Source organism: Enterobacter sp. JMULE2, assembly GCF_013337145.1.
GTDB lineage: Bacteria > Pseudomonadota > Gammaproteobacteria > Enterobacterales > Enterobacteriaceae > Enterobacter > Enterobacter mori.
Genome location: NZ_SGWD01000010.1, coordinates 423,185 through 438,570, shown reverse-complemented (window position 1 = coordinate 438,570; position 15,386 = coordinate 423,185). Strand labels below are relative to the sequence as shown.

14 protein-coding genes are annotated in these 15,386 nt (G+C 57.9%); 8 read left to right on the top strand and 6 right to left on the bottom strand.

The genetic code is table 11. The annotated features are described in order from the left end of the window. Positions 1–43 precede the first annotated feature (43 nt). Both mdtI and mdtJ read right to left on the bottom strand, forming a co-directional pair. Positions 44–373, bottom strand: coding sequence for a multidrug/spermidine efflux SMR transporter subunit MdtI (gene mdtI / locus EXW94_RS03020; RefSeq protein ID WP_010430539.1), 330 nt, complete (start codon positions 371–373; stop codon positions 44–46). Beyond that, on the bottom strand, positions 360–722 hold the full coding sequence (gene mdtJ / locus EXW94_RS03015; protein ID WP_010430538.1) for a multidrug/spermidine efflux SMR transporter subunit MdtJ: 363 nt from the start codon (positions 720–722) through the stop codon (positions 360–362). The genes mdtI and mdtJ overlap by 14 nt, the downstream gene beginning before the upstream one ends. Before the next feature lie 419 nt (positions 723–1,141). On the opposite strand from mdtJ, the gene EXW94_RS03010 reads away from it, so the two are divergent. Further along, positions 1,142–2,176 carry an AI-2E family transporter gene (locus tag EXW94_RS03010; protein WP_148399427.1) on the top strand — a complete coding sequence of 345 codons (1,035 nt, stop codon included), beginning with the start codon at positions 1,142–1,144 and terminating at the stop codon, positions 2,174–2,176. A 63-nt stretch (positions 2,177–2,239) separates the two neighbouring features. Here the strand turns inward: EXW94_RS03010 and EXW94_RS03005 are convergent, their stop codons facing one another. Then, positions 2,240–3,262: an LLM class flavin-dependent oxidoreductase gene (locus EXW94_RS03005; protein WP_010430534.1), complete on the bottom strand. Its 1,023-nt coding sequence runs from the start codon at positions 3,260–3,262 to the stop codon at positions 2,240–2,242. A 178-nt stretch (positions 3,263–3,440) separates the two neighbouring features. Between EXW94_RS03005 and yajD the strand changes: the two genes are divergently transcribed. Next, positions 3,441–3,788: an HNH nuclease YajD gene (gene yajD / locus EXW94_RS03000; RefSeq protein ID WP_003857471.1), complete on the top strand. Its 348-nt coding sequence runs from the start codon at positions 3,441–3,443 to the stop codon at positions 3,786–3,788. Positions 3,789–3,971: 183 nt separating this feature from the next. Here yajD and EXW94_RS02995 read toward each other — a convergent pair whose 3' ends face one another. Further along, positions 3,972–4,757 (bottom strand): MipA/OmpV family protein, encoded by a 786-nt coding sequence (locus tag EXW94_RS02995; protein WP_174339443.1) that lies wholly within the window; start codon positions 4,755–4,757, stop codon positions 3,972–3,974. Positions 4,758–4,881: 124 nt separating this feature from the next. On the opposite strand from EXW94_RS02995, the gene EXW94_RS02990 reads away from it, so the two are divergent. The 4 genes from EXW94_RS02990 (at position 4,882) to EXW94_RS02975 (ending at position 11,071) form a co-directional block, all read left to right on the top strand. Next, complete coding sequence (locus EXW94_RS02990; protein ID WP_174339442.1) at positions 4,882–5,577, top strand: response regulator; 696 nt, start codon at positions 4,882–4,884, stop codon at positions 5,575–5,577. Continuing rightward, positions 5,574–6,770 (top strand): cell wall metabolism sensor histidine kinase WalK, encoded by a 1,197-nt coding sequence (locus EXW94_RS02985; RefSeq protein WP_174339441.1) that lies wholly within the window; start codon positions 5,574–5,576, stop codon positions 6,768–6,770. The genes EXW94_RS02990 and EXW94_RS02985 overlap by 4 nt, the downstream gene beginning before the upstream one ends. A gap of 78 nt (positions 6,771–6,848) precedes the next feature. Next, positions 6,849–7,997 carry an efflux RND transporter periplasmic adaptor subunit gene (locus EXW94_RS02980; RefSeq protein ID WP_174339440.1) on the top strand — a complete coding sequence of 383 codons (1,149 nt, stop codon included), beginning with the start codon at positions 6,849–6,851 and terminating at the stop codon, positions 7,995–7,997. Then, the gene (locus EXW94_RS02975) at positions 7,994–11,071 is read left to right on the top strand and encodes an efflux RND transporter permease subunit (RefSeq protein ID WP_174339439.1); all 3,078 of its coding nucleotides are present in this window, start codon (positions 7,994–7,996) and stop codon (positions 11,069–11,071) included. The genes EXW94_RS02980 and EXW94_RS02975 overlap by 4 nt, the downstream gene beginning before the upstream one ends. 18 nt (positions 11,072–11,089) lie before the next feature. On the opposite strand, the gene EXW94_RS02970 is transcribed toward EXW94_RS02975, so the two are convergent. After that, a complete protein-coding gene (locus EXW94_RS02970; RefSeq protein WP_174339438.1) occupies positions 11,090–11,857 on the bottom strand; it encodes an arylamine N-acetyltransferase in 768 nt (255 codons plus the stop codon). A gap of 96 nt (positions 11,858–11,953) precedes the next feature. Between EXW94_RS02970 and EXW94_RS02965 the strand changes: the two genes are divergently transcribed. Beyond that, positions 11,954–13,408: a PLP-dependent aminotransferase family protein gene (locus EXW94_RS02965; protein ID WP_174339437.1), complete on the top strand. Its 1,455-nt coding sequence runs from the start codon at positions 11,954–11,956 to the stop codon at positions 13,406–13,408. Here the strand turns inward: EXW94_RS02965 and EXW94_RS02960 are convergent. Further along, positions 13,380–14,264, bottom strand: a complete 885-nt coding sequence (locus EXW94_RS02960; protein WP_174339436.1) for a LysR family transcriptional regulator — start codon at positions 14,262–14,264, stop codon at positions 13,380–13,382. The genes EXW94_RS02965 and EXW94_RS02960 overlap by 29 nt on opposite strands. A gap of 135 nt (positions 14,265–14,399) precedes the next feature. Between EXW94_RS02960 and EXW94_RS02955 the strand changes: the two genes are divergently transcribed. Further along, positions 14,400–15,380, top strand: coding sequence for a nitronate monooxygenase family protein (locus EXW94_RS02955; protein WP_174339435.1), 981 nt, complete (start codon positions 14,400–14,402; stop codon positions 15,378–15,380). Positions 15,381–15,386 lie beyond the last annotated feature (6 nt).

Sequence of the window (15,386 nt, the reverse complement as noted above, 5' to 3'; positions counted from 1 at the left end):
AGGCAGCGAATATCGCTGCCTGAAGAGGATGTCGAAACTGACATCAGGCGAGTTTTATCATAATCATGCCTGCGAGCAGCAGAACCAGGCCGATCCAGCCTTTGTGATTCAAACGCTGGCCGAACAGGATCCAGCCTGCTGCCAGGGTGGCGGCGATACCGAAGCCCCCCCACAGTGCATAGGCCACAGAAAGGTCGATCCCTTTCACCGCCTGCGACAGGGCGCTAAATGCCCCCAGCACGGCGGCAATGGACATCAATCCATAAAACTTACGGCGAAAACCGTCAGAGAATTTTAAAAAGACGTTAGCCACGATTTCCAGTACGATGGCCAGCGCCAGCCAGGCCGCGTGGATCCATTCAAACTGCTGCATGAGCCTGCTCCTTCTGCTGTTTCGTCGGTTTACGTGTACCCGATTTAATCAGCACGATCCCTACCACCAGCGTGGTTAATCCGGCAATTTTCATTGTCGACAAGGTTTCGTCAAATATCATGACGCTGAACAGCGTGATCAATAAAATACCGATACCTTCCCACAGGGCATACGCGACACCCAGCGCGATTTTTTTTACCGCAAATGAGAGGAAAATATAGGAAAGGGTAATCATCACCAGCATTAAAATAAAACCGGTATTACCATCGCTCACGCTTGCCCATTTCATCGACAGGGTGCCGGTAATTTCAGCGATAATAGCCAGGGCTAATAAAATCCAGTAAAACATGTTCTTCTCCTGCTTGAGAATATAATCCATCGTGGCTCGCGTTGGACAGCAAACCAAAAATATTAAATGAGATCAGACAGCTAAGCGCAGGGCGCCAGCTCAGGCAGAAGACGTGACTACAGCGCGTTGCGCCAGTGTTGCTCACCAGACAGAAGGCAGAAGGAAGTGGAGAATACAGCGGTGTTTGTTGAAAAATACGTCCTGAACAAATTGTCCATAAAATTACAATTATCCGCGTTGTTGCTTCTCGTCTTTGCGGATGAAAATTGTCCTCGGTAGTTGAACACGCTAGATTTGTACCATAAGCCAGGATTTTACTCAAAGTCTTTTCATTTCTTTACCCATTCTGTTTGATTTTGGTTAGTTTTTTTACTCGGATAATGCATCTATTATAAATAAAACATTATTCAGGAACTTCCATGGCTAAACCCATCATTACCCTGAACGGGCTGAAGATTGTCATTATGCTGGGCATGCTGGTAATCATATTGACCGGCGTTCGTTTTGCAGCCGACATCATTGTGCCATTTATTCTGGCGCTTTTTATTGCGGTGATCCTGAACCCGCTGGTACAGCGCCTGGTGCGGCTACGCGTTCCCCGCGTGCTGGCGATCACGCTGCTCATCAGCATTATCATCGTTGTCATGGTGCTACTGGTGGCCTATCTCGGGACATCGTTGAACGAGCTGGCGCGTACGTTACCAAAATACCGTTCTTCGCTGGCGATCCCGCTCCTGCAACTCGAGCCCTGGCTGCAGCGGGCAGGTATTGAGGTCTCGGTTGAGGAACTGCTGAAGTATATCGATCCGAATGCCGCCATGACCCTCGTTACCAGCCTGCTGGCGCAACTCTCTAACGCGATGACATCCATTTTCCTGCTGTTTTTGACGGTCGTGTTTATGCTGCTGGAAGTGCCGCAACTGCCCGCAAAGCTGCAGCAAATCATGGTTCGTCCGGTAGAAGGTATGGGGGCAATTCAGCGCGCGCTGGACAGCGTTTCACGCTATCTGGTGCTGAAAACCGCCATCAGCCTGGTGACTGGCCTGGTGGTCTGGGGGATGCTCGTCGCGCTGGATGTCCGCTTCGCTTTCGTCTGGGGATTGCTGGCCTTTGCCCTCAACTACATTCCTAACATCGGTTCCGTGCTGGCGGCGATCCCCCCTATTCTTCAGACGCTAGTGTTTAGTGGGCTTTATGATGCGCTGGTTCTGTTAGCGGGTTATCTGGCGATCAACCTGGTGTTCGGGAACATTCTTGAACCACGCATGATGGGCCGCGGGCTGGGGCTTTCCACGCTGGTGGTGTTCCTGTCCCTGATATTCTGGGGCTGGCTGCTGGGTCCCGTGGGTATGCTGCTTTCTGTTCCACTGACGATCATCGTGAAGATTGGGCTGGAGCAAACGGCGGGCGGGCAAAGTATCGCCGTGCTGCTAAGCGATATGGATCATCGCTAGCCCCTCCATCGCCCTGCACCCGACTCTGGATCGCCGAATCGGCGATCCAGAGTGCCCGGGACATCATCTCCAGCCCATTTCCGGTGCGACATGCTTCAGAATGGACTCAATAACATGTGCGTTATAGTCCACGCCCAGCTGGTTCGGCACGGTCAGCAAGAGCGTATCCGCCTCGGCGATGGCCTCATCCTTTTTCAACTGTTCGATCAGCGCGTCAGGCTCTGCGGCATAGCTGCGACCGAAAATAGCGCGCGTTTTCTCATCAAGATAACCGACACTATCGCTCTCATTGCGGCTTGAACCGAAATACATCCGGTCGCGGTCATCCATCAGGGCAAAAATGCTGCGGCTGACCGACACGCGTGGCTGACGGGTATGCCCCGCGTCGGCCCAGGCCTGCCGATACGCGCGGATCTGCTTTGCCTGCTGAATATGAAACGGCTCGCCGGTTTCATCGTCCTTCAGCGTGGAGCTTTGCAAATTCATTCCGAGCGTGGCGGCCCATACCGCGGTCGCATTCGACCCCGCGCCCCACCAGATACGGTCCCGCAAGCCTTCGGAATGCGGCTCCAGACGCAATAACCCTGGCGGGTTCGGGAACATCGGCTGTGGATTCGGTTTTGCAAATCCTTCTCCGCGCAGTACCTCGAGCAGCACCTCGGTATGACGGCGCGCCATATCCGATTCGTCTTCCCCTTCCTGCGGAACATAGCCAAAATGACGCCAGCCATCAATGACCTGCTCCGGGGAACCGCGGCTGATGCCAAGCTGTAAACGACCACCGGAAATGAGATCCGCTGCCCCCGCGTCCTCCGCCATATACATCGGGTTCTCATAGCGCATGTCGATCACGCCCGTACCGATTTCAATACGTTTGGTTTTTGCACCTATCGCCGCCAGTAAGGGGAACGGTGAGCTCAGCTGGCGGGCAAAGTGGTGTACGCGGAAATAGGCACCGTCTGCTCCCAGCTCTTCGGCCGCCACGGCCAAATCTATCGACTGCAGCAGCGTGTCTGCCGCCGAGCGCGTACCGGACTGCGGCGACGGCGTCCAGTGACCAAAGGATAAAAACCCGATCTTTTTCATGACTCTGTGTCCTGATAATGCTTTGCGTTGTACCTACTTTACGCATTACCGGGTGAGAATAAATGGCGTTTATTTAACGGAGTGATTCAAATAAATTGACAGAATTGAGCAGTGCGTCATTACGCGCCATAATGGGATATAATATTCCCCACTCTTTTCATGGCAGGTAACATCGGCAATGGCTTTGATCCCCAAAAATTACGCGCGGCTGGAAAGCGGCTATCGCGAAAAAGCGTTAAAAATCTACCCATGGGTCTGCGGACGCTGCTCGCGGGAGTTTGTCTATTCCAACCTGCGAGAACTGACGGTTCACCATATCGATCACGACCATACTAATAACCCGGAAGATGGCAGCAACTGGGAGCTGTTGTGCCTGTTTTGCCATGACCATGAGCACTCAAAATACACCGAAGCGGATCAGTACGGTACTACCGTCGTGGCCGGTGAAGACGCGCAAAAAGACGTGGGCGTCGCCACGTTTAACCCGTTTGCCGATTTAAAAGCGATGATGGACAAGAAGAAGTAACAACGCCAGGAATGGCGTTTTTTCGCGGGTTACTACTTCTTCAGTTTTTGCTCACTCCGATGTTCTTAGAGAGATTCACGTATAGACATACACGTAGTAGGTTATGACGTATATCCCCGCGATCGCTACTCCTGCCGTACTGAAAAATGGCCAATCCCATAAGCGCATACCGTCACCTCGACGTTAAAATGTCCAGGTGATGGCCGCTGTTGCAGCCCCCTCATTTCGCCGCATCACAATCGGGCTTTCATTCGCATGGTCGCCAAGCCAGGTATAGTCCGCACTCAGGACCGTTCCCCAGTGGGCATCGAACTGATGGCTCCAGGTCAGACTGGTGTCGACGCCATAAAATCCACCCGCCGCTAAATAGCGGTGATATCCGGTGCGGCGGCTCTGCTGCTCGCTGACCCCATACCAGGTATTCAGATAACGGCTGTCGCCAAACAGGGCCGCAGACTGAAAGGCGACCATGTCCTGGTTATTTTGTACAGGGATTAGCGTAACGGAGGCCTGATAGCTTCCTCCCTGGCTGTCCGTTAACGGCAGCGTCGCTTTGCCTTCCACACTTAGCCAGGGCGCGGCCTGCCAGCCCACGGCAAGGCCGGTATTCAGGGTGGCATCAATGTTCCCCATCCCTTTCAGATTGTTTGCGCCCTCACGCCAGTCAGAATTTTTATCAGCCCTTCCGAAGTCGTAGCCCAGCGTGTGTTCGAAATACCAACCGCTGTCGTTTTGCAGGTCATATCCCAGCCCTTTTTGCGCATCAATAAAGAAAGCGCCTTTGCGACCCAGCAGCACAGGAACCACCTGCCACACCTGCTTGTCTGAGCCTGAGTAACGCGGGGCATACTGTCCCCCCAGCCCGACGGTTAAGGAATCGGACGCAGAGCCATCATCCGCCTGCGCGCCGGATGCCACTACCATCAGAAGCGGGACGGACATATACAGGACTTTTTTTATCGCTATCATACTGCTCTCCATACAGACGCTGGCGTCTCCTGGTTCAGGAGCGGCCACACAATGTTGGCGCAGTATGATTTGGCTGAATCAATGAATCGTCGGGATAGTGTTAAGAAATGGTCAAGGTGAACGGATGTTGTCCAGAAGAGTGCTGATTATTGAAGATGACGCCGATGCGGCTGGCGTGCTCGAAGCCTATTTACGGCGTGAAAATTACGACGTGACCATTACCAGAGACGGTCTTTCCGGGCTGGATATGGCCCAGCGGTGGAAGCCCGACCTCATCCTGCTGGACGTGATGCTGCCGGGGCTTAACGGCACCGAAGTGCTGGCTGGGCTGCGTCGTAAAAGCGATGTGCCGGTGATCATGGTCACGGCCATGGGGGATACCCCCGACCGTATTGGTGCCCTGCGGTACGGTGCCGATGATTACGTTGTGAAGCCTTATCATCCGGGAGAAGTCGTGGCTCGGGTGCAGGCGGTGCTGCGGCGCAGCAGTAAAAAAGAGACAGACGAAGCGATCCTTCGCTGGCAAACGCTGGAGGTGGATGTCGCCGCCATTGTGGCGAGCGTGGATAACGGCGACGACACGCCTGTGATGCTCGATCTTACGCCAACGGAATTCTCGCTTCTGGCAACGCTGCTGCGTTCTCCTGCGCACCCGTTCTCCCGCCAGTATTTACTGGAACACTGTTTGCCGGAAAGCGAGGCGCTGGAGCGCGTGGTGGACACCCATATATATAACCTGCGTAAAAAACTCGAAGCGGCGGGTATTTCCGGCGTGCTGATCAACGTTCGCGGCGTGGGTTACAGGTTCAGACAACCATGATAAAAAACCGGCACTCCTCTCTGTGGCGCTGGATTTGCGCGCGTATCCTGGCGCTTGCCATCGGCAGCGTGATCGTCATTGCCACCTGCATGTGGCTACGTTATGCGGTACAGAACTACTGGATAATGGGCAGGATGCCGCCGGCGGTCCGACAGGAGTTTCTTACGCTCAGCCAGAACCCGCAGGCCAATCCAGCCCGTTTCCACACGATTGTGGACACCTGGTGGGGTCTGAGCTATTCCACGCCGTCTATCGCCTCAGCCGACTGGGTCACGGTGGCGCTGCTGGTGCTGGTGATGATCCCGTTTATTGTGGTGATGGGGCTAAAACACGCCCGGCCGCTGGCGCTGCAGTTCAGCCGCCTTCGCGATGCGGCAAAGTATGTTGCCGAAGGGCAGTTTGGCCGTCAGGCGGAACTTATCAAAGATGCCCCGGCGGAAATGGTCAGCTTTGCGACCGACTTTAACTCCATGACGGGGCAACTCGCCCGCTATGAAAAAGAGCTCCGCGCCTCACACGTCGCGATGGCGCACGAGCTACGCTCGCCCCTGACGGCCGCCATCGGGCGTCTGCAGGGCATGTTAGACGGCGTGTTTGATGCCAGCCCCGCGCAGCTGGAAATGGTGATGAAGCAGCTCCAGCACCTCAACCGCCTCACCGATGAGCTCCACCTTCTCTCGTTGGCCGACGCGGGAAATCTCGTGCTGGAGGACCAGCCGTTCTGTCTGGATGAGCTGATTCAGGAGCGGGCCGCCTGGATCATGCCCCAGGCTGATGCGCATCATTTCCGGATAACGCTTCGTAACCCGCGTACCTGCCCCTTCAGAGGCGATGCGTTCCGTCTGGGACAGGTCGTGACCATCCTCATGGAAAATGCACTACGTTACGGGCGCGATGGCGGCCACCTTGAGGTGGCGCTGCACGACGCCAGCGGGCATTACACCCTTGAATTTACCGATGACGGGCCGGGCGTATCGCCCCAGTTCTTGCCGGAAATGTTTAAACGCTTCAGCCGCGAGGAGCAGTCCCGCGCGCGGCATTCCGGCGGCAGCGGCCTCGGTTTGTCCATCGCCCGGGCGATTTGTCAGGCGCATGGCGGAGAAATTAGCGCGTCATTACCGGAAACCGGCGGCCTCTCCGTGCGCATTTTGTTGCCCTGGCATCCGTCCGATAATGAAAATATCCACTCTTGATAAAGCCTTGACACAACATCGAATCTTTCTCGACGTAGCGCGCATTTAATAACGCCATTACCTTTATGGAGCGGCGTTATGTCAGACGAATTATTTCTCTCCCTCCGCCACTGCCTGCATCATTTGTACGGCGTGGCGCGCACCCTTTCCTGGCTGTATTTTCTTCCCCTGGCGCTGCTTGCGCTGGCGATTTTTCCGCTGACCGGCTGCGGTGATAAACACGAAAATAAGCCCAACCCTGTGCGAGCGGTACGCTACGTCGTCGTCGGGGCCGCCCAAACTCTTCCCGCGCTGGAAAGAACCGGTGAGATCCATGCCCACGATGAAACGACCCTGAGCTTTCGTACCGGGGGCCGGATACTGACGCGCAGCGTTGATATTGGCGACCGGGTCACTGCCGGACAGGTGCTGGCCACGCTTGACAACACGACCGGGCAAAACCAGCTCGACAGCGCGGCGGCCGACTATGAAGGAGCTAAAGCCTCAGCGCAGGTCGCCGCGCTTAACGTCAGTCGAATGCAAAAGCTCATGCCAACGGGTGCGATAGCCCGCGCGCAGCTCGACAGCGCCCGTGCGGACTGGCTTGTCGCCAGCGCGCGCTTAAAAAGCAGCGAGGCCGCGTGGCGAAATGCCCGAGAAAGCCTCGGCTGGACGCGCCTGATCGCGCCACAAGCGGGCGTCATCACAGCCGTGAACGCCTCTGCGGGGCAGGTTGTCAGCGACGGTCAGTCCGTGCTGACGCTGGCGACCGGGAAAGATCGCGACGTGGTGTTTGATATTGCCACCCCCGATGCGATCCCGCTTCTGGATAAGGTGGTTTTACAGGTTTCCCTCCTCAGCGCCCCGTCGGTACAGGCGTCTGCCGTGCTGCGGGATATCACCCCGCAGGCCGATCCCCAGACCCGCACCTGGCGCGTCAGAGCCACCCTGCATAACCCGCCAGCGGCCATGGCGCTGGGTGCCAGCGTTACCGTCACGTTGCCATCGTCAGCCCCGCACGGGTACACCCTTCCCGCCTCGGCGCTGAGCCGTGCAGGCGACAAACCAGCGGTTTTTGTGATTACCCCGCAGTCGCGGGCGCAGCTGCGTGCGGTGGTGCCCGCCAGCTATACGGCCACCTCCGTCATGATTGCCTCCGGCCTTGAGTCCGGCGATCGGGTGATCACGGCGGGCGTGAGCACATTGCGGTCCGGCGAGCCGGTGATGACCGGAGAGGTTCAGCCATGAACGCAGGACCGGAAGCCAAATTTAACCTCTCCGCCTGGGCGCTGAAGAACCAGCAGATGGTGAGCTTTTTCATGCTGCTGGTGATTGCGATGGGCGTGTTCTGTTATGAAAAGCTGCCGCGTAACGAAGATCCGGCTTTCACCATTAAAACGGCCGTCGTCTCCGCGCAGTGGCCGGGAGCATCCGTGGCGGATACCACCCGCCTGTTGACCGATACGCTTGAAAAAAAGTTGCAGGAAACGCCCTGGCTGGATTATCTCGAAAGTGAAACCCGGGCCGGACGCACCGTTATCTATGTCAATCTCCGTGACGATACGCCCCCGCAGAGCGTGCCGGACATCTGGTATCAGGTTCGCAAAAAAATGCAGGACATCGCGCCGTCCCTACCTGAAGGAGTACAGGGCCCTGCCGTGGACGACGAGTTTGACGACACGTTCGGCACAATTTATGCCTTTATTCCCGAGGGCTTCACCCTACGGGAGGTGCGGGATCGCGCAGAGACAATACGTCGAGAGCTTATGTCCCTGCCGGATATGGGCAAAACCACCCTGCTGGGCGAACAGCAGGAGCAGTGGGTTCTCGCCTTTTCTCCGTCACGCCTGGCCGGGATGGGGCTCGATATTCAGGCCGTCGCCGACGCCCTCCGGGCGCAGAACACGGTTGTTCCGGCTGGCGTTATGCGTACCGGACGGGAGAACATGGCGATAAAGGTCAGCGGGGCGCTCACGACCGAAGAGAGCTTACGTGCCGTCACGCTGCACGTTAACAATCGCTATATTCCGCTGACCGACATTGCCACCGTCACCCGGGAAATCGCCGAGCCACCGGCCCCGGCCTACCGGGTGAACAGCAAACCAGCTATCGGGCTGGCGGTGTCGATGGCACCAACGGGCAACATGCTGCGTTTCGGTGCTGCACTGAACGCCAGAATGGCGGCCCTCAGCGCCGGGCTTCCGCACGGCATAGAGATGGTAAAAGTCGCCGATCAGTCGGCGGTGGTCAGTGACGCGGTAAGCGGATTTATCCGGGTGCTTATCGAAGCCGTTATTATCGTGCTGGCGGTTTCATTTGTCTCACTGGGTTTACGGGCCGGACTGGTGGTGGCGACGGCCATCCCGCTGGTGCTCGCCATGACGTTTGCCGGCATGATGCTCGCCGGTATTGGCCTTCAGCGTATCTCGCTCGGAGCGCTGATCATTGCCCTGGGGCTGCTGGTGGATGACGCCATGATCGCCGTCGAAACGATGGTCTCCCGGCTGGAAGCGGGTGATTCCCGTCGGCATGCGGCCACCCATGCGTTCAAAACGACGGCCTTCCCGATGCTCACCGGTACTCTGGTGATGATTGCCGGTTTTATTCCCGTTGGTTTCGCGGCCTCCAGCGCCGGTGAATACTGTTTTTCCCTGTTTGCGGTGGTGCTCATTGCCCTGCTCTGTTCCTGGGCTGTCGCGATCCTGTTTTCACCGCTGACGGGCACGTGGCTACTGCCGGAAAAAGTCAGACATCACGCGACGGGACCCGGCAGGATCGCGCGCGGGTACGGACGGCTTTTGCGCCTGGCACTGCGTCACCGAGTCGCTACCCTGCTGTTCGCCCTTTCCGCGCTGGGGCTGTCCGTGTACGGCACGACGTTTATGCAGGGCGAGTTTTTCCCCGCTTCGGACAGGCCTGAGCTGCTGGTCAGCCTGACGCTTCCGGCCAACGCGTCGCAGCCGGAAACGTTAAGAGAGGTGGAAAAGCTGGAAAAGGCGCTGGTCGGCAACAGCAACATCAATCGCTATTCGACGTTCATTGGGTCGGGCGCCATCCGTTTTTACCTGCCGATGGACGTGCTGCTGGAAAATGAAAATATCGCCCAGATGGTCGTGGTGGCTAAAGATCTTGAGGCGCGGGATCGTCTGCATGCGCAGCTCAACAGGATCCTGGCGACGCAGTTTAGCGACATCATCACGCGCGTGTCGCCCCTTGAGCTGGGGCCACCCGTCGGCTGGCCAATCAAATACCGGGTGAGCGGGCCTGATTATCTGCAGGTTCGGGCGTTTGCGAACCGTCTCACGGACGCGATTGGGCAGTCTCCGTTCTCACGTGACGTGAACCAGACGGCCGGAGAGCCGGAGAGGGTCATTACCCTTAAGGTGAATCAGACGGCGGCCAGGGCGGCGGGAATATCGTCAGAAAGCCTCGCACGCACGCTGAACACCGTCTGGTCCGGCAGCGTGGTCACGTCCATCAGGGATAACGACCGCCTTGTCGACGTGGTGCTTCGGGCCACGGACAATGCACGTCACAGCACCGCTACCCTCTCCTCGCTCACGATTCAGGGGAATGACGGTAAAAAAATTCCGCTCAGCGTCGTCGCAACGCCGGTCTGGGGCGTGGACGATCCGGTCATCTGGCGTCGCCAGCGCGTGCCCTTTATCACGGTGCAAACGGATCTTGCCCCGGGGCTGAAAGCTGAAGCGGTATCCGCGGCGCTGCGTCCGGCGGTCGACAAGCTGCGCGCGAGCTTGCCCGCAGGTTACAGCATTGAAGAAGGCGGCGCGGTTGCCGAATCGGATAAGGGGAACAGCTCCGTCTTTACCGTTCTTCCGGTAACGCTGGTCATCATGCTGTTGCTGCTGATGCTTCAGCTGCGGCGATATTCCCGTATGCTGCTGGCACTCCTGATGGCCCCGTTTGGTTTACCGGGGATCGTGCTGGCTATGCTCCCCGGCGGAACGCCGATGGGGTTTGTCGCGCTACTGGGCGTCATCGCCCTTGCGGGGATGATCGTGCGTAACGCGGTGATATTGATTAGCGAGGTTGACAGCAATCTTGCTCAGGGGATGACAAGCGATGCCGCGATTATGGCGGCTGCGGAGCACCGGGCCAGACCCATCAGTCTGACCGCCTGTGCCGCCATTCTGGGCATGATCCCCATTTCTCATCAGGTCTTCTGGGGGCCAATGGCCTATGCCATCATCGACGGGCTGCTGGTTGCGACGCTGGTGACGCTGACCGTGTTACCCGCGTCGTTTAGCCTGCTGTTACAGTGGGGGGCTCAGCGCAAAGCCGGAGCCGACGGGCCGGGCTGAGTCCCCATCTTTCTCCGATTACGCGGCGGTCAGCGCAAAACGGTCTTTCAGGACATGGCGGATTTCCTCCTCCGCCAGTTTCCGCGTTTCAGTGCCGTTCGCCGTGATGGTTTTCAGCATATCGCCCAGCAAAATCTGGCGTCCTTCGGGGCTGTGCTGCACCACCACCCGCTTCTGCACAAAGATCGCCTCCGGGTGCGTGGAATTAAGATAGTTGGCCGGGACGAAATCAATCCATTCCTGAGGCGTGAGATCAAAGCCGTATTGATTAGCCCATTCCCCCTCCACCTTCGCCTGAAGCAGGTACTCGCCCTCCGCGCTGCGGCTCAGTCGGAACGTGTCGAAATCCTGCGTGATTTCCACATCAAGCGTGTCTAACGCCATCGGCGCGCGAATGCCGTAGCTGCCGAACCCGAGGTCGCAAAGCCACTGTCGGCTCTCCACCTCGGCAATCAACGCCATATGGGTTTTCGGCCGCCGCGCGGGGTAGAACATCGGGCGCGCTGCCACGAAGCGGTAAGGTATCCCTAACGCCGCCAGCGCCATGGCAAAAAGCCCGTTCACCTCATAGCAGTAGCCGCCGCGCCCCTGCGTTAGTACCTTATCGGCAATGTCGTCTGGCACCAGAGAGACAACTTTACCCGCCTGTACATCCAGATTTTCAAACGGGACTGAAAAGAGCTGATGACGCATAAGAGCATGCAGAGTGACCGTATCGGCACCCGCCGGTCCGGTATAGTTTATGCGTTTGAAATAGGTGGAAATGTTGAAATTTTCGCTGTGCATAATGCCTCCTTGTCCTGAACATGCCGGACACTATAGATGGCACGCATCATTGGCTGTATAGTCAGTTTTATCGAAAATTAGCCTGAACAGATACCCATGTCTGCCCCGTCCCCGTCGTCCCCACACTATCGCCGCATTGCCGAGATGCTGCGCCTCACGCTGACGTCTGGCGCGCTGCGCGCCGGTGACCGGATGATCTCCGCGCGTAAACTGGCCGAACGCGAGCACGTTAGCCTTCCAACGGCGCTGGAGGCCCTTCGCTGCCTGGAGGCTGAAGGGCTGATCGTTGCGCGTCCGCGTTCAGGTTATTACATCCGCCAGACCAGCCTGCCTCCGAGCGTGGAGACTTCCCGTTCCCCGCCAGGTCCGGTGCCTGTCACCCTGTCCGCCGTGGCCCGGTCGCTGTTCAGCAGTGCAGAAGCCCGTCTGGTTCCGCTGGGCGCCGCCCTGCCCGATCCCGCGTGGCTGCCAGGAGATGCGCTACAGCGGGCGTTGCACTCTGCGAGTCGTCGTCTGGACGCGCATGGGCAGAGCTATAGCCTGCCTCCGGGAAGGGTTGATTTGCGCACCAGGATTGCCGCGCGTTCTGCGCAATGGGGAGCCCGTTTCGGCGCAGACGATCTCATTATTACCGCAGGCGCAACGCAGGCGCTGCGTCTGGCCCTTCGGGCCGTGTGTCAGCCGGGTGATGTCGTGGCGATTGAGCAGCCCGCTTATTTTGGCACGCTCCTGCTGCTGGAGGATTTAGGCCTGAAGGCTTTAGCGATCCCCACCGATCCTGTCGAAGGCCTGCTGCTGGAACCGCTGGCGGACGCCATTCGCTGCCACCGGCCCGCTGCCGTTCTGGCCTCGCCCACCGTGCAAAACCCGCTGGGTGCCAGCATGCCCGTCGCGTGCAAGCAGGAACTGGTTGCCCTGCTTGAAGAGGCAGAAATTCCTTTGATTGAGGACGATGTTTACGGTGACCTGGTCGGTGACGGGCAGCGACCTCCGGCCTGTAAGGCATTCGACCAGAGCGGGAATGTGATTTACTGCAGTTCGCTGTCTAAAACGCTTGCGCCGGGCTGGCGAATCGGCTGGATTGCAGCGGGACGCTACCACGCGCAGGTCTTACAGGCCCGCATGGCCGGAGACTGGGCGGGCGCCCCGCTGCTGGAAGCCGCGGCGAGCGAGGTGCTCGCAAGCGGCGACTACGATCGCCACCTGCGGCGGCTAAAGCGCCGGGTTGCAGAGGGTGTTTTAGCCGTCGTCGCACGAGTCGAAGGCAGCTTCCCTCCCGGTACGCGCGTTAGCGTACCCGCAGCCGGTTTCCTGCTGTGGGTAGAACTGCCTCAGCAGGTCAACGCGCTGGAGGTGCATCGTCGCGCGCTGGCGCTGGGCATTGGCGTCAGCCCTGGCCCCCTGTTTTCCCCGGCCGCAGGGTTAACCCACTTTCTGCGGCTGAACTGCGCAAACGAACCCACGCCCCGCCTGCTGAACGCCGTGGAACAGATTGGCGCACTGTGTCACGAGCTGGCTGTTTTCACACCAGACTCTCCAGCCACTCGGTAAAGACCCGCACCTTGCGGGAGAGGTGGCGGTGCGGGTAGAGAAGCGACAGTTTGCGGTCCGGAGAGCGATGCTCTGGTAGAACTTCAACCAGAAGACCGCGGTCAATGTAAGGCTGGAGAAAGAGATTCATCCCCTGCATTAACCCCAGCCCGGCAAGGCCTGCCGCGATGTAGGCCTCGGAGTTATCCACGACAAGCTTACCTGGCAGAGTAATCTCCGCGATGCCTTCTGGCGTCGTAAACGTCCACGGATGGATTTGTCTGCTGTTGTTATTCACCCAGTTGATGGCCTGATGTTGGTGTAAATCATCCAGCGTTTCTGGCGTGCCGTGTTGTGCCAGCCAGGCCGGACTGGCACAGGTCGTAATTTTGATGTTCCCCACTTTTCGCGCGATATAGTCGCCGTCGTCCAGTTCGCCCACTCGCAGCACGCAGTCCAGGCCGTCCCGGAGCATATCCCGGCGGCGATCGGAGCTGCTCAGAATGATGTCGATCTCAGGATGCTGCCGATAAAAATCAGGCAGGTTCGGTATCACCCGCAGCGCCGCAAAAGCGATGGGCATATCCACACGCAGCTGGCCGTGTATTGCCCGGCCAGCACCAAACGACTCCAGCAATTCATCCGCCTGCGCCAGCAGGGGTTTACTCCGGCGATAAAACGCATCGCCATCCGGCGTCAGGCTAATCCGACGCGTTGTTCGCTGCAGCAAACGCGTGCCGCTGTGCTGCTCCAGAAGCTGTAACGCTTTGGTGACCGCCGGGCGATGGATCTGCAGGTTTTCCGCAGCCCTGGACAAGCTCCCCGACTCGACAATTTCAATAAAAATTCGAATAGATTCAAAGAGGTTTATGTTCATAAGGGACGCTCTTGCCGCGAGCGGGATAAAATTATTGTTATTAATTTTATAACAGTGATGAATCTTTTTGGCTATTTTTCCTAACAATTCTACGCCCTACACTCTCCTCCATTCAAACAAGAGGGAGAGTCCGCTATGAAAAATAACCGTATCTGTCAGATCCTGGGGATCGAAAAACCTGTTATTCAGGGACCGTTATCCTGGCTCACGGATGCCCGTTTAGTTGCCGCAGTCAGCAATGCTGGCGGGCTCGGCGTGCTGGGACCCAATGCCGGTTTAACCGCGGACACCGCAGTTTCCACGCCGGAAGAGACCGCCGAAAAAATGCGCGAGGAGATTCGTAAAACCAAACGGCTGACCGAGAAACCCTTTGGCGTGAACCTGATCCCCACAGCCGTTAATGACGTCTGGACAGGGCCGATCCTTCAGGTGGTGAAAGAAGAAGGCGTCAGGGTTGTGGTGTATACGGGCTATGGGGAAGGCAGCATTATTCCTGCGCTGTTCAGCGAGTTAAAAGAGGCGGGTATCGCCATTATCTACCGCGACATCAATCCAACGCCGGAGAACACCCGCCTCGCAGAAGAAATGGGGGCAGACATTATCGTGGCTACCGGTTTTGATGAGGGCGGGACCTTACCCGCAACGGCACTTGGCACCTTTTCCATCGTGCCGCTGATTGCCGATGCCGTGAAGCACGTCCCGGTGATGGCCGCGGGCGGCATTACCGATAATCGCACCGCCAGAGCGGCGCATGCATTGGGTGCGGAAGGCGTGTTTGCCGGTTCGGTCTTTATCAGCACGGAAGAAAGCCGCGTGCCGCAGAGCGTCAAAGAGAAAATTGTTGCCGCCAACGGCCTCGATTTGCTGCTTTTCCGCACCGTGCCCCATTACTACCGCGCTCTTCCCGGCATGCTGGCGGAAAAACTGGCGTCGATGGATAAAGCAGGCGCAAGCAACGAAGAGCTGGGCAAGGCGATGGGTGGATTACGGGGCCTGCGTCTTGGCATGCTCGAAGGTAACACCGATGAAGGCTATATCGCGCTCGGCACGGGGATTGGGAACATCCGCAGCGTGAAAAGCGTGGCCGAGGTTGTTAATGCATTAACGGTTGAGTAAGTGCCC